Source organism: Armatimonas sp. (assembly GCF_031410135.1).
Lineage (GTDB): Bacteria > Armatimonadota > Armatimonadia > Armatimonadales > Armatimonadaceae > Armatimonas.
In genome coordinates this window covers 1-17,261 of record NZ_JANNYP010000424.1, presented here as the reverse complement: position 1 = coordinate 17,261, position 17,261 = coordinate 1, and the positions used below count along the sequence as shown (strand labels likewise).

Below are 17,261 nucleotides of genomic sequence, written 5' to 3'. Positions count from 1 at the left end.
AAAGAACACAACAAACAAAGCTATCTGTAACACTATTTAATTGTAAAAGTCCGTCAGTAACTGTCATTTCTTCAAGTCACTGCGCTTGGCTTGGGCCGAGGCGCAAGGAGAATATTATCCCAACAAGAAGAAGTTGTCAAGGAAATTGACGGACTTATTTGCAATTACTTTATTTATGTCTTGAGATGAGCTTTGACCGTTGTTGATTGAAGACTTCGTAGAGGAGAATGGCGGTGGCGGTCGCGACATTGAGGGAGTCGGCGGTGCCCACCATGGGGATATGTACGACTTGATCACAGACCGAAAGCTGGCTCTCCCCTAGCCCTTCGCGCTCACCGCCCAACCAGAGTACAGTGCGCTCGGGATAAGCGAAGGCATGATAGTCAGTGGTAGCGTGTGGCGAGGTTCCTACCAGGGTGACGCCATGCTTCTCCCGCCAGCGAGCAAAGGAGGCTTCGTCGGTGCGGATGAGGCGCAGGGCAAAGAGCGAGCCCATCGTCGCACGGATGACTTGGGGGGCAAAGGGATCAATACTGGTACCGATTAAGATCAGCCCCGCTGCCCCAACCGCATCCGCCGTGCGACAGATCGTCCCGAGGTTCCCCGGTGAACGGATGGTATCGAGGGCCAACCAGCACAGCCCGGCGTCGGGGCTTACGCGCCCCAATGGCTGAAGGCGCTGCTTGCAGATGATGCCAACTCCCTGCGGCTCCTCCGCAATCGAGAGCCGACGAAAGAGCGAGCCGGGAATGGTGTAGAGAGGAATCTCGCGAGCACGGAGCTGCTGACGTAGCGTCGCGATAAAGGGATGGGTCGCCAGCTCGGGCGCGATCACGGCGCACTCGAACTCGGTATGAGGATTCGCGAGAGCAGCGGCAACAAAGCGCATGCCCTCGGCAAAGAACGCTACCTGGCTCTCCCGCGCCTCGCGGCTGTGGGTCAGAGAGCAGAGCCGCCGCTCAAGCGCAGCGGGAGAGAGAAACGAAGAAAGAGAGGAACATTTATGCATCGCTCCTTTTTTCAGGGCAGGCCAAAGTGCCCCCACGATCAGGCCAGTCAAAGGGCAGTCAATCCTGCCCAAACGCCATTATACTGGAAAGCCGCGCGGCCACTCGGTGTGAGGCGTGACATCGGCAGTCTGGAGATACCAGTCCAGTAGCCGACGCTCTAGTGCCGCCTGAATATCAAGCTGTTGGCCGTAGAGATTGCGTAGCTCCTGCGGGTCGGCGACGAGATCGTAGAGTTCACTGGTGCCATCGGGACGCCGGATGAGCTTGTGGGTCTGGGTACGAACCATGGCAGCACGGCAGACGCTCTCGGGATAGTCTTGCTGGAGGCGGCCCTTGGGATAGTAGATGTGAGTCGTATCCCGAAAGATCGCCTCGTTTTGTCGTCCCTCAAAGCACAGCGGCTCGTGAAACGCATAGCCCCCCTCGGCAAAGACCACCCGGTTCGGGTCGCCCGCCGCGCCCTGAAGCTGAGGAACCAGGGAGCGAGCAAAGTGCGTGTGACGCGCCTCGGTGCCCGTGAGCTCCAGGGCCGTGGCGAAGATGTCGAATAGCTCCACGGGCTCCGTCACCACGTGACCGCGCTTGCCCCCCGGAATCTTAATCACCAGAGGCACCCGTGTGATGGTGTCGTCTAATGCCGAGGGCCACTTCTCCACGAGGCCATAGTCGCCCGCCCAGTCACCGTGGTCGGAGAAAAACACAATTGCTGTGTCGTCGGCGAGCCCCGTCTGCTCCAGCGTGTCTAACAGCATCCCGAGCAGGTGATCCACCACTCCGATCATCCCCAAATAAACTGCGTTGATCTTGCGCAAGACGCTCTCGTCCAGCCGATCCAGCTTTCGAGTCTGACGAATCATCTTATGAAAGTCGGGGGCACCGTCGCCGCGCACAGGGCGCAGGGCGGGGAGCGCATCGGGGTCAATCAGATCGTGCCAAGGCTGCGGCGCGACATACGGACAGTGGGGAAAGAGTAGCGGCAGGTAGAGACAGAACGGCTGCGTCGGGCCACTCTTAAGATACTCAATCGCCCCGTCCACCTTCGCAAAGTCTCCCAGAGCCTCTAGAGGGGCGTCCGTGGGTTCGTACAAAAACGACGCAAAGCGATCATCGTACTGCGACCACGGATTGCGGCTCGTCGGCACTCCCCGAATTGCCCGTGTGCTGCGCTTATCGAGCTTCCAGTCGTCCACGCTGCTTGCAAAGCTCTCCGGGCTCAGCAAATCGTTCTTGCCACCCCAGACCACCTCGTAGCCCGCCTGCTTTAAGTAGCGCAAAAGATTGGGCTCATCGGGCTGGAGCGTATGCCAGAGAGTCCGGTGGCCCCGCACATGCGGATACCAGCCCGTCATAAACGAGCAGCGCGAGGGCGTGCACACCGGATGCTGCACATGGCACTGGTCAAAGCGCGTTCCCTCTGCAGCGAGGCGATCTAAATTTGGCGTTGGTGCCAGCGGATGCCCGTAGCAGTGAGCGCTCTCCGCACGAAACTCATCGGGGTTGAAGAGAATCAGGTTCATAAAAACAGTATAGCCCAGCAGGAAAATTCCTGCCGGGCATACATCGAATTAGTCCCCCCCGCTGGGCGGGGGTTAGGGGGCGAGCGATTAACGCTTGCTGAACTGGAATCCGCGACGGGCGCGCTTGCGACCGTACTTCTTGGATTCCTTGACACGCGGGTCGCGGGTCAGGAAGCCGTTGCGGCGTAGCACCACGCGCAGCTCAGGGTCGAACTCGACCAGAGCCTTGCTGATACCGTGGCGCAGAGCGCCTGCCTGGCCGGAGATTCCCCCGCCCTTCGTCTTGGCGAAGATCGAAAATCGTCCCTCGCTACGAGTCGCAGCGAAGGGCTGATTGATCAGCGCTTCGAGGGTACGGCGGCAGAAGTACTCCATCACCGTTTTGCCATTGATCGTGATTGTCCCATCGCCGGGCGAAAGCCAGACGCGGGCGATAGCGCACTTGCGCTTACCAGTTGCATACGTTCGTGTCTCTGCCATTGTTTAACCTTCTGCCTTTGCTTTGGCTGCGCCCTTGATCTGTGCCTCATGCGGATGATTCTCACCGGCATAAACACGAAGCTTGGTCAGCATCTGGGCTCCCAGCCGGTTGTGGGGAAGCATGCCCTTGACCGTGCGAAGAACCGCATAGTCGGGGCGCTTCTCCAGAAGCTCAGCGCGGGGCACTTGCTTCAGGCCACCCGGATAGAGGGTGTGGCGGTAGATCGGCTCATCGCCCTTATTGTTGCCTGTCAAGATCGTTCGCTCGGCGTTGATAATGATCACATGATCACCACAGTCCATGTGCGGGGAGAAGATCGCTTTGGTCTTTCCTCGCAGGATTGCCGCAGCCTTGGCCGCGAGGCGGCCCATCGGCACGCCTGTTGCATCTAGGACGATCCAGTCGCGCTGGATTTCGTCCGCTTTTACTGCATACGTTTTCATTTAATTTATTCCTATTCGCTGCCCGTCATAGCCGACTTTTACCAGACAGAGCCCTTTTGCCGGGGCAATCGGGGGACATGCCCGCCGATCACGCACTTCCAGAAGTTTCGAGACCTCGCCGCGATCCAGCCTTTCTTGCCCCACCATGACCAGAGTTCCCACCAAGCTTCGCACCATCTGGCGCAAAAAGGCATTCCCTCGCACGGTAATCAGCAAGCACGACCCCCACGGGCGCACCACGATCCGCTCGACCACACGCACTGTGCTTAGCCCAGGCGCACTCGGTTGCCCAAACGTCGCAAAGTCATGCGTCCCACAGAGCACTCGCCCCGCTTCCTGCATCGCCACCAGATTCAGCGGACGGGTGACATGCCAGACATAGCGTGTCAGTAGCGCCGAGGGCTGCGGACGGTTGAGGATCGCGTAGCGATAGGTTCGGCTTGTTGCACTGTACCGAGCATGAAACTCTTGCTCAGCATGCCCGGCCTGTCGCACGCTAATATCACGTGGCAGATGAGCATTTAGTGCACCGACGATCTTCTCTTCTGAAATTTTCCAGTCCACATCGAAGTGAGCAACTTGCCCCAGCGCGTGGACGCCTGCATCGGTGCGGCCCGCTCCAGACACCCGGATCTGTGTTCCGGTCATCTGGAGTAGAACCGCCTCTAGGTCTCCCTGAACGGTTCGCTCTCCCTTACCCTGAAGCTGGAAACCAGCTAAATCGGTACCATCGTACTCTAAGGTTAAGCGAACACGTTTCATCAGCGACGAAAGCAGCCTCAGTCGTTGACGAACTCCAGCACCACAACCGGTGCCCCATCGCCACGTCGAACACTCTTGTGAGCCATGCGGGTGTAACCGCCGGGCCGATCCTTGAAGTTCGGGGCAATGACTGTAAATAGCTCCTTGATGATATCCTCATCGCTGGCGCTCTTACCACCGATAGCGGCACGGACGATACGGCGTGCGTGCACGGTATCGTTGTTCTTCGCGCGGGTCACCAGCTTCTCAACCATGGGCTGGATCTCCTTGGCGCGTGCCTCGGTCGTCTCAATTTTCTTATAGATGATCATGGAGCGCAGTAGGCCCTTCAGAAGCGCGATACGCGCATCCGAAGCAAGACCAAACTGCCGCCCACCGATTCGGTGTCGCATCGTTTACTTCCTTAATCCTCATCCTCGTCGTCGTCTTCGCCGGGGAAATAGCCATCGGAGTCCTTAAGGGTAAGGCCCATCGTGTTTAGCTTTTCCTTCACTTCGGTCAGAGACTTCTTTCCAAAGTTGCGAATATTCATCAAGTCCACTTCGCTCATCAGAGCAAGCTCGCCCACGGTAAGCACATTTGCCTTTTTCAGACAGTTGTATGTACGTACCGAGAAGTCTAGCTCCTCAATGCGAGTATCGGGTGCGCCATTTGCGCCCAGGCCACCACCGATCGGCATGATAAACGGACGAACCGGACCACCCTTATGATCGACAAAGCGCTGGAAATACTCCGAGAGCATCAGCGCCGCCTGCGAAAGTGCCACACTCGGCTCGATCGTCCCGTTGGTCGTAATGTCCATTGTCAGACGCTCGTAGTCGTTTCGGTTTCCCACACGGGTGGGATCGACGGTGTAGTTGACCTTACGCACCGGCCCAAAGGCTGCGGGCACCGGGATCTCCCCGATGATATCGCTGGTCTTGACACCCTTATCAGGCATCACGTACCCACGACCACGCTCGATCTTCATCTCGATGTACAGACTTGCTGTCTCATCGGAGATTGTTGCCAGATAGCACTCGGGGTTAACTACTTCCATATCCGGTGGGCAGACAACGTCTGCTCCCGTGATACGTCCCGATCCGCGTGCATCCACCCGGATGACACGGGGGGCGTTGGAAAGATCTTCTTCTTCCTCATCGTCGTCGTCAATGCGAACCCAGAGCTCTTTAAGATTTAAAAATAGCTCGGTCGCGTCTTCTTTCAGCCCGGGAATGGTCTGGAACTCGTGCTGTACTCCTTCAATCCGAACCGACGTGATGGCGGCTCCGATGATAGAAGAAAGCATAACACGACGAAGTGAGTTGCCCAGTGTAACGCCATAGCCTGGCTCCAATGGTTCGACAACAAACTTGCCAAACACATCGGACTGCTCCAGCGTCTCGATACGAGGTACAACCGTCTCCTGAATAGCCATATTGTCTCCTCCTGAGAACTAGCGGGAGTAGAACTCGATAATGATCTGCTCCGAAACCTGCGAGTCCACTTCATCACGACGAGGCGCAGCGAGCACCTTACCTGCGAACTGATGGGCATCCATGGTGAGCCAAGTGGGAGTGCGTGAGCCTGCTCCTGCTAGGGCATCCTGAATGACACTCATTCGCCGAGAGCCTTCTGCAATGGAGATGGTATCGCCCGCACGTACTTGGTAGGAAGCGATGTCCACCGGCTTTCCATTGACCATCAGGTGTCCGTGACTGACGAGCTGACGAGCCTGGGCACGGCTGGTAGAGAACCCAAGGCGGTAGACGACATTATCCAGGCGCATCTCCAAAAGCTGGAGAAGATTCTCACCGGTTACACCGCGGCGACGGGAAGCTTCCGACACATAGGCGCGGAAGGGACCTTCCAGGACGCGGTACATCTGGCGCATCTTCTGCTTCTCGCGAAGCTGCTTGCCGTAGTCCGTAGGCTTGGAAGGACGCGCATTGGGGCCATGCTGGCCTGGCGCGTAGTTGCGGCGCTCAATAGCGCACTTCTTGGAGTAGCACCGTGCTCCCTTGAGATAAAGTTTCTCTCCGGCACGACGGCACTTTCGACAGCGGGTATCCCCGCTGACAGAGTTAGGTGACGATTTTGACATATTTCCTCTTCGTCCCTATGCATCTTCTGCATAGGTTTACAAGTTGGCTCTGATCTCCAGAGCCACACTCACACGCGACGACGTTTAGGGGCACGGCAGCCGTTGTGCGGCAGTGGCGTGACATCCTTGATCAGGCTGACTTCGAGTCCAACCTGGCCCAGAGCGCGGATAGCCGTCTCACGACCAGAACCTGGTCCCTTGACAAGAACATCCACACGCTTGAGGCCATGCTCCATCGCCTTTCGAGCGGCGCTTTCAGCAGCCAGCTGTGCGGCGAAGGGGGTGCCTTTTTTGGTACCCTTGAACCCTACCTGACCCGCCGAAGACCAGGAGATAGCTTCTCCTTTGGTATCGGTAAGGGTGATAATTGTGTTGTTGAAAGTGCTCTGGATGTGCGCGACTCCCACCGCAATGTTCTTGCGAACCTTGGGCTTGCCACGTCCAGCCTGAGCCGTTGTTTTTCGTGCCATACGCTATTTCTTCTTCTTCTTGGCGCCCACTGTGCGCTTGGGGCCTTTGCGGGTACGAGCGTTCGTCGAGGTGCGCTGCCCACGAACGGGTAGCCCTCGGCGATGTCGCAGGCCGCGATAGCACTGAATCTCCTGCAGACGACGAATGTTCATCGCAATCTGACGCCGCAGGTCTCCCTCAACGCGCCATTCTTTTTCAATAATATCGCGCAGGGTGGAGACTTCCGTCTCCGTCAATTCCGCAACTTTTTTACGGGGGTCAATCTTTGCTTGTTCCAGAATCACCCGGCCACCGGCCAGGCCGACTCCGAAGATATCAGGCAAAGCGTACTCCACGCTTTTGTCGCGGGGCAGGTCTACACCAGCAATACGTGCCACGGACTTTTACTCCTCTGAAAATTAACCCTGACGCTGCTTATGCTTGGGATTTTTGCAGATAACGCGCAGAACGCCTTCTCGCTTAATCACTTTGCAGTTGATACAGATGGGTTTAACGGATGCTCGAACTTTCATATTTTTATAAACCTCCCTATCGGTAGCGATAGAGAATTCGACCTCTCGTAAGGTCATAAGGCGAGAGTTCTACCAGAACACGATCACCAGGCAGGATCTTGATGTAGTGCATCCGGATCTTACCAGAGATATGTGCCAGCACCTCGTGCCCGCTCTCTAGCTTCACCTTGAACATCGTGTTGGGCAAGTTCTCGACAATCGTCCCTTGCACCTCGATGCCTTGCTCCTTTTCCGGCTCATCTGAGACCGGAGGAGTTGGTGTACGTCCCCCACTTCCGCTACGACTGCCACCACCGGGCCGTCCGCTTCCGGGCCGTCCACCGCCTGGTCGTCCACCAGGCCGATAGCCACCACTTCTTCCTGCCATACTGTTCTTTCTTTGTTGGTCAACCCCCGCTCGTTGGCGTGCCAGACTGACCTTCAAAGACAGTGGCACACAATCGCCGATTATATCAAACGACGGAGGCTTTCGCAAACTTTTCTAAAAACGGCCTCGGGTAGTCCCTCAGCATCTATCTCATGGAGCAATCCCCGACCGTGATAAAAGGCAATCAGAGGTGCTGTCTGGGTCTCGTAGAGCTGCCCACGCAGCCTACGTTTTTCGGGTTGATCGTCCTCAGGGCGCAGACCCAGTTTGTTGCTGCACCGGTCACAGACCCCCTCACACTTCGGAGGAGCGATTCGCACATGGTAGGTGGCCCCACAGCCTAGGCAGAGCCGTCGCCCTGCCATGCGCTCACTGAGGGCCTCTGCACTGAGCTTAAGAAGTAGCACGGCATCCAGCCTCACTCCCTGAGCCGCTAGCGCGCCCTCCAGAGCCTCTGCCTGCCCTACACTCCGCGGATAGCCGTCTAGGATAAACCCTGGCTGTCCTGCCATCGCCCCAAACGCTAGCGCATTGGCAAAACTGTCAGAGACAAAGGCACCACGGAGAATCTGCCGGGCTTCCTGAACCTGTGGTGTCTCCGCGCCAGACGCAATCAGCTCCCGCAGTAATGCTCCTGTCGAAACGGAGGGCACGCCGAGCGCCTGGCTCAGACGTGCCCCTTGGGTTCCCTTACCCACACCAGGTGGGCCTAGCAAGACTAGCCGCACAGGCTATCGCATCCGGCCCCGCATCATGTTGTCACTATCGCTAGGCCGGGTCTTGATAAAGCCCTCGTAGTTGCGCATCGCCATCTGGGCCTCAATAGCCGTCATGGTCTCCAAGGCCACTCCCACGACGATCAGCAGAGATGTGCCTCCAATCATCGAGAGTCCCTTGATCCCTGTCCCCGTTAGGATGGGAGCCCAGTACTGCATCAGGGAGATGGTCGCCAGAAAGACCGCACCGGCCAGCGTGATGCGCGTCAGAACCGTGTCCAGGTACTCTGCGGTCGGCTTGCCAGGTTTCACTCCTGGAATGAGCGAGCCGTACTTCTTCAGATTGTCCGCAATATCGTTGGTATCGTACTGGACAGCGGTGTAGAAATACGTGAAGAACATCACCAAGGCCGCAAACATCAGCGATGCAAAGATATTGCCGCTGCCAGGATTGAGCCACATGGTTGCGTTATACAGAAACTCACCGAATGGCCCACTCTCTCTTGGGAAGAACTGCTGGAAGGTCTGCGGGAAGAGCTGGATAGACATCGCGAAGATAATCGGAATCACACCCGCCGTGTTGACCTTCAGTGGTAGATACGACTGGCCACTGGCGGTCATCTTGCCACCCGTTGTTACTTTTCGCATGTTCAGCACCGGAATCCGGCGCGTCCCCTGCGTCATGTAGATCACTCCAACAATTGAGGCCAAAAAGAGAATCGCCATCCCAAGCACACCGAAGATCGAGACAGCGCCTTCTTGCACCAGCTTGAAGGTCATGATGATCTGGTTCGGAATGGAGATCATGATCCCCACAAAGATGATCAGGCTCGTTCCATTTCCAATTCCCTTCTCGGTGAGCTGCTCGCCCATCCAGAGAAGAAACATGGTGCCCGCGGTCATGATGAGCATCATCTCCAGCATCGGGAAGAAGCCCTTGGGAATCGCTCCTCCGCTAGCAAACATGTTGTAAAGACCCGCTGCCTGTACAAAGCCGAGGCCGATACTGGCGTAGCGTGTGATCTTGCTGATCTGACGCCGCCCCGACTCGCCCTCTTTCGAGAGTGCCTGGAGCTGCGGGATCGCCACGGTTAGGAGCTGCATCACGATGGAGGCATTGATGTAGGGCATCAGCGAGAGGCCGATGATCGAGACACGTTTCAGTGCCCCGCCCGAGAACACGTCGTAGGCGTTCAAAAGCCCCTGAGAGACGAGCTTATTGACAGCGTCGTGATTGATCCCAGCCATTGGGATATGCGATGCGATGACGTAGACCAAAAAGGCTTTTAGGACAAAGATCAAACGTTTTTGGATGTCCGGGACTGCCCAGGCCGCTGCGAGTTTTTCAAGCATGATGTCTATTGTATCAAAACGAGGCCAGGAAAAGTTCCCGGCCTCGCGAATTACTGCTCTTTTTAGGAGAGCCTAGAGGACTTCAGAGGTGCCGCCCGCTGCTTCGATAGCCGCTTGAGCGTTTCCACTGAACTTATGTGCCTTGATGGTCAGCTTCTTGGTAAGCGTTCCCTCAGCCAGCACCTTCAAACGCAAACCGTTGCTACGAACGAGTCCCGATGCCAGAACGGTCTCAGGATCCACGGTCGCGCCATCCTCGAAACGGGCATCTAAGTTGCCCAGGTTGACGATATTGTAGTGGGTCTTGAAGCGGCCATTATTGAAGCCACGCGCTGTCAGGCCCGTACCAATACCACGCTGCTTTGGCAGGCGGCGGTGCAGAGGTGTCTGACCTCCTTCAAAACCGGGACGCACGGTACCACGGGCTTTATCACCCTTGTGACCGTGGGTACTGGTCTTACCATGGCCGGAACCCACACCACGACCGATCCGCTTGCGGCGGTGTCGTGAGCCCTCAGAGGGCGAAAGATCGGAAAGATTCACTTGGCAGCCTCCTCGACTTGCTCAACAGTGACCATATGCTTGATCTTGAAGACCATTCCCTGGATCGAAGCATTGTCAGGAACTTCAACAGATCGGCCAATACGAGTTAGCCCCAGTGCGCGAGCGGTTGCTCCCTGTGACTTCTCAAATCCAATAGGACTCTTGACCAGAGTGACTTTAAGCGCCATCTCCGCTCTCCTCCTTTACCGCGACTGCGTTCTCCGCAGAGCCACGGCGAACCTCGTCAGCGGACTTGCCACGCAGAGCGGCGTACTCATCCACTGTCTTGAGCTGCGCAAATGCCTTCATGGTTGCCCAGGCATTGTTGACGGGGTTGTTGGACCCAATGGACTTGGCTAGGACATCGTGGACGCCCGCCGCCTCAAGCAGCACACGCACCGCGCCGCCCGCCACCACTCCGGTACCTGCGGCAGCAGGCTTGAGCAGGACTTCGGAAGCACCATGCATCGCCAGGACTTCGTGCGGGATGGTTCCATTGACAATCGGAACCTTGATTAGGTTCTTCTTGGCATCTTCCTCGCCTTTTCGCACGGCATCCGGGATAGCACGCGCCTTGCCAATACCCGCACCGACGTGACCATTGCCATCGCCCATTACGACCAGGATAGACCAGGACATGGTCCGGCCACCCTTGTTGGTTTTCTGGACTTTATTCGTCCGAACGACGCGCCCCTCCAGGTTAGGGAGCGCATCAGGATTGATTCTTGCCATACCTTAGAACTCCAGTCCGCCTTCTCGAGCCGCATCAGCTAGTGACTTAATGCGTCCATGATAGAGATAGCCACCACGGTCAAAGACCACTTTGGTGACACCCGCTGCCTGAGCACGCTCGGCGATCAGCTTACCGACTGCCTGCGCACCTTCCAGGTTACCCCCATTGGCAGCAACCCGCAGATCTTTGTCCAGTGAAGAAGCGGCTGCCAGAGTGCGGCCTTCTTCATCATTGACGATCTGAGCATAGATGTGATTCAGGGAACGATAAATACTCAGCCGAGGACGTTCCGCATCCCCGTGCATCCGCTTCCGGATGCGTGTGTGACGCTGAAGACGCGTCGCATTTCGATTCAAACTCATTTACTTGCCTTTCCGCAGGGAACGGGAGCGCCCGCCCCCCTACCGGGTGTTACTTCTTCTTCGCGCCGCCCTTACCGGCCTTGCCGGACTTACCCGCCTTGCGACGTACAATCTCGTCGCTGTAGCGGATACCCTTGCCCTTGTAAGGCTCAGGCTTGCGGACTTTGCGGATCTCGGCGGACTGCTGGCCGACCATCTCTTTGTCAATACCGACCACGGTGATCACCGGCATACGGGTCGCAGGATCTACGACAGCGGTGAAGGTGATACCAGGACGTGGGTTCACGGTTACCGAGTGGGAGTAGCCGACGTTGAGGACTAGGTTGCCCCCCTCCACGGTTGCACGGTATCCAACACCGGTGACGTTCAGCACTTTTTGGTAGCCTACCGAGACCCCCACCACCATGTTGTTCACCAGGGTGCGGATGAGCCCGTGCTGAGAACGATCATCGTCAGAGTCGGTAGGGCGAACGACGCTCAGCGTGGTTCCCTCAACCGAGAGTGTCATGCGGGGCGAGACGCGCCGCGAGAGCGTACCCTTGGGGCCTGTGACACTGACAAGGCCATCGGCCTCCGCCTTTACTGTCACACCCGCAGGCAGCGTTATAGGTTGTTTTCCAATTCGGGACATTTTTGGTTACTCCCTCCGGCATCGCGCCGGAGTCACGATCACCGTGCTTAGTAGATAAAGGCTAGGACTTCCCCGCCCACACCCTGTTTCTTCGCTTGTTTGCCGGTCAGCACACCACGGGATGTGGTCAAGATAGCGACGCCAAGACCACGCTTGACGGAAGGAATCTTGTCAGCCGGAACGTAGACACGCAGACCAGGCTTGGAGACACGCTTGAGGCCCTGAATTACAGGGAAGCGCTTCTGTCCCACACCGGTGGCGTACTTGAGGGTGACTTTGATGCGGTTCTGGGGGGTATCTTCAACCAGTTCGTACTTGGTGATGAAACCTTCGGCCTGCAGAAGGCGCAGAACCTCCAGCTTGATCTGGCTAGAGGGCATCTCCAGCGAGTCGTGGTTGGCCATTTGGGCGTTGCGGATACGAGTCAGCAGGTCGCCGATAGGATCGTTGATTACCATGGTCGTTGCTCCTTAAAAATTACCAGCTCGCCTTGCGGATGCCAGGGATAAGACCACGGTGGGCCAGCTCACGGAAGGTCTGGCGAGAGACGCCAAACTTTCGCATGTAACCGCTAGCACGCCCCGTGATGGAGCAACGATTCTTTACACGACACGGCGACGCGTCACGCGGCAGGAGTGCCAGCGCTTCGTAGTCGCCCTTCTTCTTCAGTTCTGCACGCTTGTCGGCATACTTCGCCACGGTGGCGATGCGCCGCGCTTCGCGCGTCTTCCAGGATTCTCGGGCCATTTTTTTCTCCAGGTCCTGATGGTGTTGATCACCACCCGGCTTTGGCGCGGGGTCATTTTCAAGCGGCCCCGCCATTTGGAATTTCGAGTGGCAAAAAGACATTAGCCACCAAAGAGGGCAGTATATCACAGATAAGGTAAATGTCAATTTTCTCTGCAAAGAAACAGGTGCGGTAGAATGAGGGCGAATCTCTCAACACGGAGTATATTTTGAGTCAGAAACCTCAGTTTGGCCTCACTGGCCTCGCCGTCATGGGCCAGAACCTCGCCCGCAATGTCGCCCATCATGGCTTCCCTATCGCGGTGCACAACCGTACTGCCAGCAAAGTGGATGAGTTCCTCGCCGATTTTGGTAGCGAGGGTGCTTTCGTTGGAGCGCACAGCCTGAAAGAGCTAGTCGAAGCTCTAGAGGCGCCGCGCACAATATTAATTATGGTGAAAGCGGGTGGCCCGGTGGACGCGGTCATTGACGAGCTGGTTCCCCTACTCTCGCTGGGCGACACACTCATTGATGGCGGCAACTCACTCTACACCGACACGCAGCGCCGCAACAAAGACCTCACGGCAAAGGGCCTGAATTTCCTAGGCGTCGGGGTTTCGGGTGGCGAAGAGGGTGCACTCAACGGCCCCAGCATCATGCCCGGCGGCCAGCGCGATGCCTACGAGCGAATCGCACCGATCTTCGAGGCGATCTCCGCCAAAGTAGATGGTACGCCGTGCGTCGCCTATATCGGCGCGGATGGCGCAGGCCACTACGTCAAGATGATCCACAACGGCATCGAGTACGCCGACATGCAGCTTATCGCCGAGGCCTACGATTTATTGAAAAATGTCTGTGGTCTCAGCAACGAGGAGCTAGCCAAGACTTTTGGTGAATGGAACGAGGGCGATCTGGACAGCTTCCTAATCGAGATCACGACCCAGATTTTCCAAACCAAAGACACGCTCACTGATGGCCACTTGGTGGACTTTGTGCTGGATAAGGCCGCGCAAAAAGGCACTGGTAAGTGGACTAGTCAGAACGCGCTGGATCTTGGGATTCCCGTGACGGGTATCACGGAGGCCGTCTTTGCCCGCTGCCTCTCCGCTCTAAAAGACGAGCGCGTCGCGGCCAGCACGGTTCTCCCTGGCCCGACGGACGTGGCCTTTCACGGAGACAAAGCCGCTTTTATTAACGACATCCGGGACGCGCTCTACTGCTCCAAGATAGTGGCGTATGCTCAGGGAATCCAGCAGATGGATGCGGCGGCGGCGGAGTTTGGCTGGAGCCTGAACCGTGGCGAGATTGCGACGATCTGGCGGGGGGGGTGCATCATCCGCGCCCGGTTCCTGAATCGTATCAAGGATGCCTACGATACTAACGCGGAGCTCGCCAACCTGATGCTCGATCCGTACTTCACCGATGGTCTCGCCTCGCGTCAAGCGGCATGGCGTCGCGTGGTCGGTGAGGCCGTGAAGCTAGGGGTTCCCGTTCCCGCGTTTGCGTCGTCGCTGGCCTACTACGACGGCTACCGCCGCGCCAGCCTACCCGCCAATCTCATCCAGGCACAGCGCGATCTCTTCGGAGCGCACACCTACGAGCGCACCGACCGCGAAGGCACCTTCCACTCGTCCTGGGGGGCGTAACCCTCCTCCCGATTACCCTCCTCCCCCAGCCCCTCCTCCCAACCTTGGGAGGAAGGGAAAGGAGGGGAGCCTGAGGGAAGTCTTTAGCCGAGGGGTACTTCGACGATTTCCCAGGGATGCGGACAGAGCAAGCGCCAGAGCTTTTCGCGCGCCTCTGCGGAGAGCTTACTAGCAGATTTTTCCCACCAGTGATATAGCGCCAGTTCTGCGTCTAAATCTAGTATTGGCACACTGAGTTGTACAGCGAGGTCGGACAGCTCCTCTTTGAGCACCTCGTGTTTGTTGTCAAGCCATAATAGCCAGCTATCCTGCCACTCTAAATGGATAGTCTCCGTATCAAAAGGATTGGGTCGCCAATTAGGAAGTCGCCATTCCTTCCGTAGCTGCTGTTTTTGATTCTCACTGTAATTGCGAGTTGTTTCTTCCCACCACGTCTGCCAGGCAAGTGGTGTGTCCCATTCAGATGGTTTTAAGAAGGAAAATCCCTGCTCTTCGACACTCTTGGAAAATTCTTCAACATCAAAATTTCTGCGTGACTCAAAGTCACGTAACTCTGCATCGAACGGATTGGAGAGCCAGTCGGGATCATAGAGGTTGAGAGTCAATACCTCATCATCTGCATACGCAGTCCAGTAATCCACAGCGAATGGATTTGTCCCAATGGGCAGTGTCATAGCAGAAAATTGGACAGCATGAGCGCGCGTTGGAAACAGTGCGGCCACCTCAGGAAAGCGGCGCATAATGGATCGGTCATCGTGTCCAAGCTGGTATGGCAGTTCCCAAAAACGAAAAGAAGGGTGCAAGCGAACCACAAAGAGAACCTGTTTCATGGCTCCAGCTCGGCTACAATAACTTCAAAAAAGGGATACTCGAAGGGAGCTTTTACACCCTCTTCGCCCTTAAACCAATCGGTAGATTTCGCATACGTCTCTTCCATTTTCTTCCATCTATTGTGCTCCACTTCTTCACACTGCAAACGATATGATTCTGCATCGTCCCCACTCTCAAATCCTCGAATAGGGGACGAATCCTCAAGAATGTAGTAGTCATCGTTGAACTGCCAGTGGCGTTTCTGGACTATATAGACGATCATCGGTTCACCGTAATCTGGTACACCGAGCGATCCCCCATGCGCAGCAGAAGCGGGTAGTGGGCGTCATACCAGGCTTCGTTGGCTCCCCAGCTCCCACGCTCTCCAGGGCCGATGAACACATAGTCAATATGCCATTTTTTGAGCAACTCGGGGGCATCGGGGGCTCCTGAGAACATCTCCTTTAAGTCCGTCTCGCGCTGGCTGTGGTCGTAGGCGAAGTTTGCCATCCAGCCGCCGAAGCCCAAAAAGATCGGACGACCCGCCCAGAGCGGAGCGTTGGCGATATCCATTCCCGTCAGAAAGATCGCGCCGGGCTTGGTCTGCTCCCGCAACGACTCAGCCACCAACAAGTCGGTCTGTGAGATGATCTGGAGGGGACGGATATCGGTGCGTTGGAGACGAATCAGCTCCGCAACTCCGGTCAGGGTGAGGGTGAGGCAGAGGATGACCGTTGTGAGTTTGCCCAACAGATCCCGTGTCCAGAAGTGGGCCAACAGGCTCGCCATTGCGCCGCAGAAGCCAAAGTACGCCCAGAGGAAGACCTTAGAGTTGTCCCAAGCGACCGGCTGGAACAGGATCAAGTTGCCAAGAATAAAGAGTGCCCCAGCAGCGAGCAAAATGGGGCGAAGTGGGCCGCGCGGGACGAAAAACAGCCCGGCTAGCGTCACGGGCAGCGCCATTCCCCAGAAGCGCCACCACATCAGAAACCAGTCCAGGACGTTTTTGGCCTCGTAACCCACTTGAACTTTCACAAAGTTTGGGTACGGCGTGCTGGGTCGGAGAAGAAACATGTAGAGCGCGGCGGCAAGGACAACACCGGGCACGAGCGCCAGTCCCCACTCTCTCCACCGAGCTCGGTGCGGCCAGAGCAGCACCGCGCCAAAGACCATCAGCGCCAGAAGGCTGTGCATGTGGACAATTGGCAAGATGCCTGCACCAAGGCCAATCAGCCCCCACTGTTTTTTTGTCGTTGCGGTTTGCAGGCCACACAGAAGCCAGATCGTCAGGGTCATGCCGGGTAGAAACGCCCGCTGTGGTAAGAGCATCCCCACCATAAAGTTTCCCGCGTACCACTGGTAGCCCCAGTCGTCGAGGGCGCGTCCGTACTCCTGCGGTGGTGCAAGAATCGCTCCCACGCCCTGCATTTTGATGTCCATAAACCAGCGCAAGTACCCTGGCCCGGCGGCGAAGAAGAAAAGGTAGATCGGAAGCAAGGCCAGCCAGGGATTTTCTAAAATCCGTGTCCAGAAGCGGTGCATTCCGGCCAGGAGGAGAAACCAGAGCGGCAGGATGGGAAAGAGAAACGCCGCCGTCACACCCATTCCCAGCTTCAGCAGCCCTGCCGAGAGAAATGCCATCGCAAACGGGTAGTTGAGCGGCTCGCCCCCGATCAGCGGGTGCGTCCACGCCCCGTCGGCGAGCTGGCGCATCATCGCAATGTGCCACGGCCAGTCGCTCCAGAGATGCTCCTGCCCCACCCAGACTCCCGCGTCGTCAATCCACAAAAGCCGTGGCAACAGAAACGCCAGATACAAACCCAGCGTCGCAAAGAGAGTCAGTCGCGGTAAGTGACGGTGCACTTCCCTATTATCGGGGATTTTCGCCAACGAAACCAGCAGTAGAGAAAAATTCTCGCGACCATAAAATTTCCTGTATTTTCCTTCAGAAAACGTAACGGCTCAGCCATCCATTTGTACGGCTGGCAAAATCGGCTCGCCTCGAAAAATAGAGCATAAGCACTCCAGGCGATTCAAGCCCTGCTTACCACAAGTCTGAAGATAGCTACGAAGACGACAGAATCGGGTGGCACCG

25 protein-coding genes are annotated in these 17,261 nt (G+C 56.9%); 1 reads left to right on the top strand and 24 read right to left on the bottom strand.

The window, feature by feature from the left end; all coding sequences use genetic code 11:
* Positions 1-169: 169 nt before the first annotated feature.
* The 21 genes from RMO15_RS15685 to rpsN form a co-directional block, all read right to left on the bottom strand.
* Positions 170-1,009 (bottom strand): RNA methyltransferase, encoded by an 840-nt coding sequence (locus tag RMO15_RS15685; protein ID WP_309714389.1) that lies wholly within the window; start codon positions 1,007-1,009, stop codon positions 170-172.
* A 78-nt stretch (positions 1,010-1,087) separates the two neighbouring features.
* Positions 1,088-2,527 carry a sulfatase-like hydrolase/transferase gene (locus tag RMO15_RS15680; protein ID WP_309714388.1) on the bottom strand — a complete coding sequence of 480 codons (1,440 nt, stop codon included), beginning with the start codon at positions 2,525-2,527 and terminating at the stop codon, positions 1,088-1,090.
* An 87-nt stretch (positions 2,528-2,614) separates the two neighbouring features.
* Positions 2,615-3,007: a 30S ribosomal protein S9 gene (gene rpsI / locus RMO15_RS15675; RefSeq protein WP_309714387.1), complete on the bottom strand. Its 393-nt coding sequence runs from the start codon at positions 3,005-3,007 to the stop codon at positions 2,615-2,617.
* A gap of 3 nt (positions 3,008-3,010) precedes the next feature.
* On the bottom strand, positions 3,011-3,451 hold the full coding sequence (gene rplM / locus RMO15_RS15670; protein WP_309714386.1) for a 50S ribosomal protein L13: 441 nt from the start codon (positions 3,449-3,451) through the stop codon (positions 3,011-3,013).
* A complete protein-coding gene (truA, locus tag RMO15_RS15665) occupies positions 3,452-4,213 on the bottom strand; it encodes a tRNA pseudouridine(38-40) synthase TruA (RefSeq protein WP_309714385.1) in 762 nt (253 codons plus the stop codon).
* Between the two features lie 17 nt (positions 4,214-4,230).
* Positions 4,231-4,605, bottom strand: coding sequence for a 50S ribosomal protein L17 (gene rplQ, locus RMO15_RS15660; protein ID WP_309714384.1), 375 nt, complete (start codon positions 4,603-4,605; stop codon positions 4,231-4,233).
* 11 nt (positions 4,606-4,616) lie between these two features.
* A complete protein-coding gene (locus tag RMO15_RS15655; RefSeq protein ID WP_309714383.1) occupies positions 4,617-5,630 on the bottom strand; it encodes a DNA-directed RNA polymerase subunit alpha in 1,014 nt (337 codons plus the stop codon).
* 18 nt (positions 5,631-5,648) lie between these two features.
* Complete coding sequence (gene rpsD, locus RMO15_RS15650) at positions 5,649-6,296, bottom strand: 30S ribosomal protein S4 (RefSeq protein ID WP_309714382.1); 648 nt, start codon at positions 6,294-6,296, stop codon at positions 5,649-5,651.
* A 68-nt stretch (positions 6,297-6,364) separates the two neighbouring features.
* A complete protein-coding gene (gene rpsK / locus RMO15_RS15645; protein WP_309714381.1) occupies positions 6,365-6,766 on the bottom strand; it encodes a 30S ribosomal protein S11 in 402 nt (133 codons plus the stop codon).
* A 3-nt stretch (positions 6,767-6,769) separates the two neighbouring features.
* The gene (gene rpsM / locus RMO15_RS15640; protein WP_184202910.1) at positions 6,770-7,144 is read right to left on the bottom strand and encodes a 30S ribosomal protein S13; all 375 of its coding nucleotides are present in this window, start codon (positions 7,142-7,144) and stop codon (positions 6,770-6,772) included.
* Positions 7,145-7,165: 21 nt separating this feature from the next.
* Positions 7,166-7,279, bottom strand: a complete 114-nt coding sequence (rpmJ, locus tag RMO15_RS15635) for a 50S ribosomal protein L36 (protein ID WP_309714380.1) — start codon at positions 7,277-7,279, stop codon at positions 7,166-7,168.
* Between the two features lie 16 nt (positions 7,280-7,295).
* The gene (gene infA, locus RMO15_RS15630; RefSeq protein WP_309695437.1) at positions 7,296-7,496 is read right to left on the bottom strand and encodes a translation initiation factor IF-1; all 201 of its coding nucleotides are present in this window, start codon (positions 7,494-7,496) and stop codon (positions 7,296-7,298) included.
* Positions 7,497-7,726: 230 nt separating this feature from the next.
* Positions 7,727-8,374: a nucleoside monophosphate kinase gene (locus RMO15_RS15625; protein ID WP_309714379.1), complete on the bottom strand. Its 648-nt coding sequence runs from the start codon at positions 8,372-8,374 to the stop codon at positions 7,727-7,729.
* 3 nt (positions 8,375-8,377) lie between these two features.
* Entirely contained in the window at positions 8,378-9,715 is a 1,338-nt protein-coding gene (gene secY, locus RMO15_RS15620) for a preprotein translocase subunit SecY (protein WP_309714378.1), read from the bottom strand.
* A 72-nt stretch (positions 9,716-9,787) separates the two neighbouring features.
* Complete coding sequence (rplO, locus tag RMO15_RS15615; RefSeq protein WP_309714377.1) at positions 9,788-10,258, bottom strand: 50S ribosomal protein L15; 471 nt, start codon at positions 10,256-10,258, stop codon at positions 9,788-9,790.
* Entirely contained in the window at positions 10,255-10,446 is a 192-nt protein-coding gene (gene rpmD, locus RMO15_RS15610) for a 50S ribosomal protein L30 (protein ID WP_309714376.1), read from the bottom strand. Before rpmD ends, rplO begins: the two co-directional genes overlap by 4 nt.
* The gene (gene rpsE / locus RMO15_RS15605; RefSeq protein ID WP_309714375.1) at positions 10,436-10,990 is read right to left on the bottom strand and encodes a 30S ribosomal protein S5; all 555 of its coding nucleotides are present in this window, start codon (positions 10,988-10,990) and stop codon (positions 10,436-10,438) included. Before rpsE ends, rpmD begins: the two co-directional genes overlap by 11 nt.
* Before the next feature lie 3 nt (positions 10,991-10,993).
* Positions 10,994-11,353, bottom strand: a complete 360-nt coding sequence (rplR, locus tag RMO15_RS15600; protein ID WP_309714374.1) for a 50S ribosomal protein L18 — start codon at positions 11,351-11,353, stop codon at positions 10,994-10,996.
* A gap of 49 nt (positions 11,354-11,402) precedes the next feature.
* On the bottom strand, positions 11,403-11,984 hold the full coding sequence (gene rplF, locus RMO15_RS15595; RefSeq protein WP_309714373.1) for a 50S ribosomal protein L6: 582 nt from the start codon (positions 11,982-11,984) through the stop codon (positions 11,403-11,405).
* A 47-nt stretch (positions 11,985-12,031) separates the two neighbouring features.
* Positions 12,032-12,442 (bottom strand): 30S ribosomal protein S8, encoded by a 411-nt coding sequence (rpsH, locus tag RMO15_RS15590; protein ID WP_309714372.1) that lies wholly within the window; start codon positions 12,440-12,442, stop codon positions 12,032-12,034.
* Between the two features lie 19 nt (positions 12,443-12,461).
* A complete protein-coding gene (gene rpsN, locus RMO15_RS15585; protein ID WP_309714371.1) occupies positions 12,462-12,731 on the bottom strand; it encodes a 30S ribosomal protein S14 in 270 nt (89 codons plus the stop codon).
* A 209-nt stretch (positions 12,732-12,940) separates the two neighbouring features.
* On the opposite strand from rpsN, the gene gndA reads away from it, so the two are divergent.
* Positions 12,941-14,356, top strand: a complete 1,416-nt coding sequence (gndA, locus tag RMO15_RS15580; RefSeq protein ID WP_309714370.1) for an NADP-dependent phosphogluconate dehydrogenase — start codon at positions 12,941-12,943, stop codon at positions 14,354-14,356.
* 83 nt (positions 14,357-14,439) lie between these two features.
* On the opposite strand, the gene RMO15_RS15575 is transcribed toward gndA, so the two are convergent.
* Genes RMO15_RS15575 through RMO15_RS15565 form a run of 3 tightly spaced genes read right to left on the bottom strand, consistent with a single transcriptional unit; the run spans position 14,440 to position 17,029 of the window.
* Positions 14,440-15,186: a hypothetical protein gene (locus RMO15_RS15575; protein WP_309714369.1), complete on the bottom strand. Its 747-nt coding sequence runs from the start codon at positions 15,184-15,186 to the stop codon at positions 14,440-14,442.
* Positions 15,183-15,449 carry a hypothetical protein gene (locus tag RMO15_RS15570; protein WP_309714368.1) on the bottom strand — a complete coding sequence of 89 codons (267 nt, stop codon included), beginning with the start codon at positions 15,447-15,449 and terminating at the stop codon, positions 15,183-15,185. The genes RMO15_RS15575 and RMO15_RS15570 overlap by 4 nt, the downstream gene beginning before the upstream one ends.
* Positions 15,446-17,029 (bottom strand): hypothetical protein, encoded by a 1,584-nt coding sequence (locus RMO15_RS15565; protein WP_309714367.1) that lies wholly within the window; start codon positions 17,027-17,029, stop codon positions 15,446-15,448. Before RMO15_RS15565 ends, RMO15_RS15570 begins: the two co-directional genes overlap by 4 nt.
* Between the last annotated feature and the right edge of the window lie 232 nt (positions 17,030-17,261).

Coding starts and splice junctions, on each gene's coding strand:
- rplR (WP_309714374.1), bottom strand. CDS start 11,353: ATGAGTTTGAATCGAAATGCGACGCGTCTTCAGCGTCACACACGCATC.
- rpsH (WP_309714372.1), bottom strand. CDS start 12,442: ATGGTAATCAACGATCCTATCGGCGACCTGCTGACTCGTATCCGCAAC.
- rpsD (WP_309714382.1), bottom strand. CDS start 6,296: ATGTCAAAATCGTCACCTAACTCTGTCAGCGGGGATACCCGCTGTCGA.
- RMO15_RS15655 (WP_309714383.1), bottom strand. CDS start 5,630: ATGGCTATTCAGGAGACGGTTGTACCTCGTATCGAGACGCTGGAGCAG.
- rpmJ (WP_309714380.1), bottom strand. CDS start 7,279: ATGAAAGTTCGAGCATCCGTTAAACCCATCTGTATCAACTGCAAAGTG.
- RMO15_RS15570 (WP_309714368.1), bottom strand. CDS start 15,449: ATGATCGTCTATATAGTCCAGAAACGCCACTGGCAGTTCAACGATGAC.
- rpsI (WP_309714387.1), bottom strand. CDS start 3,007: ATGGCAGAGACACGAACGTATGCAACTGGTAAGCGCAAGTGCGCTATC.
- RMO15_RS15680 (WP_309714388.1), bottom strand. CDS start 2,527: ATGAACCTGATTCTCTTCAACCCCGATGAGTTTCGTGCGGAGAGCGCT.
- RMO15_RS15685 (WP_309714389.1), bottom strand. CDS start 1,009: ATGCATAAATGTTCCTCTCTTTCTTCGTTTCTCTCTCCCGCTGCGCTT.
- rplF (WP_309714373.1), bottom strand. CDS start 11,984: ATGTCCCGAATTGGAAAACAACCTATAACGCTGCCTGCGGGTGTGACA.
- rpsN (WP_309714371.1), bottom strand. CDS start 12,731: ATGGCCCGAGAATCCTGGAAGACGCGCGAAGCGCGGCGCATCGCCACC.
- rpmD (WP_309714376.1), bottom strand. CDS start 10,446: ATGGCGCTTAAAGTCACTCTGGTCAAGAGTCCTATTGGATTTGAGAAG.
- rplM (WP_309714386.1), bottom strand. CDS start 3,451: ATGAAAACGTATGCAGTAAAAGCGGACGAAATCCAGCGCGACTGGATC.
- secY (WP_309714378.1), bottom strand. CDS start 9,715: ATGCTTGAAAAACTCGCAGCGGCCTGGGCAGTCCCGGACATCCAAAAA.
- RMO15_RS15575 (WP_309714369.1), bottom strand. CDS start 15,186: ATGAAACAGGTTCTCTTTGTGGTTCGCTTGCACCCTTCTTTTCGTTTT.
- rpsK (WP_309714381.1), bottom strand. CDS start 6,766: ATGGCACGAAAAACAACGGCTCAGGCTGGACGTGGCAAGCCCAAGGTT.
- rplQ (WP_309714384.1), bottom strand. CDS start 4,605: ATGCGACACCGAATCGGTGGGCGGCAGTTTGGTCTTGCTTCGGATGCG.
- truA (WP_309714385.1), bottom strand. CDS start 4,213: ATGAAACGTGTTCGCTTAACCTTAGAGTACGATGGTACCGATTTAGCT.
- rpsE (WP_309714375.1), bottom strand. CDS start 10,990: ATGGCAAGAATCAATCCTGATGCGCTCCCTAACCTGGAGGGGCGCGTC.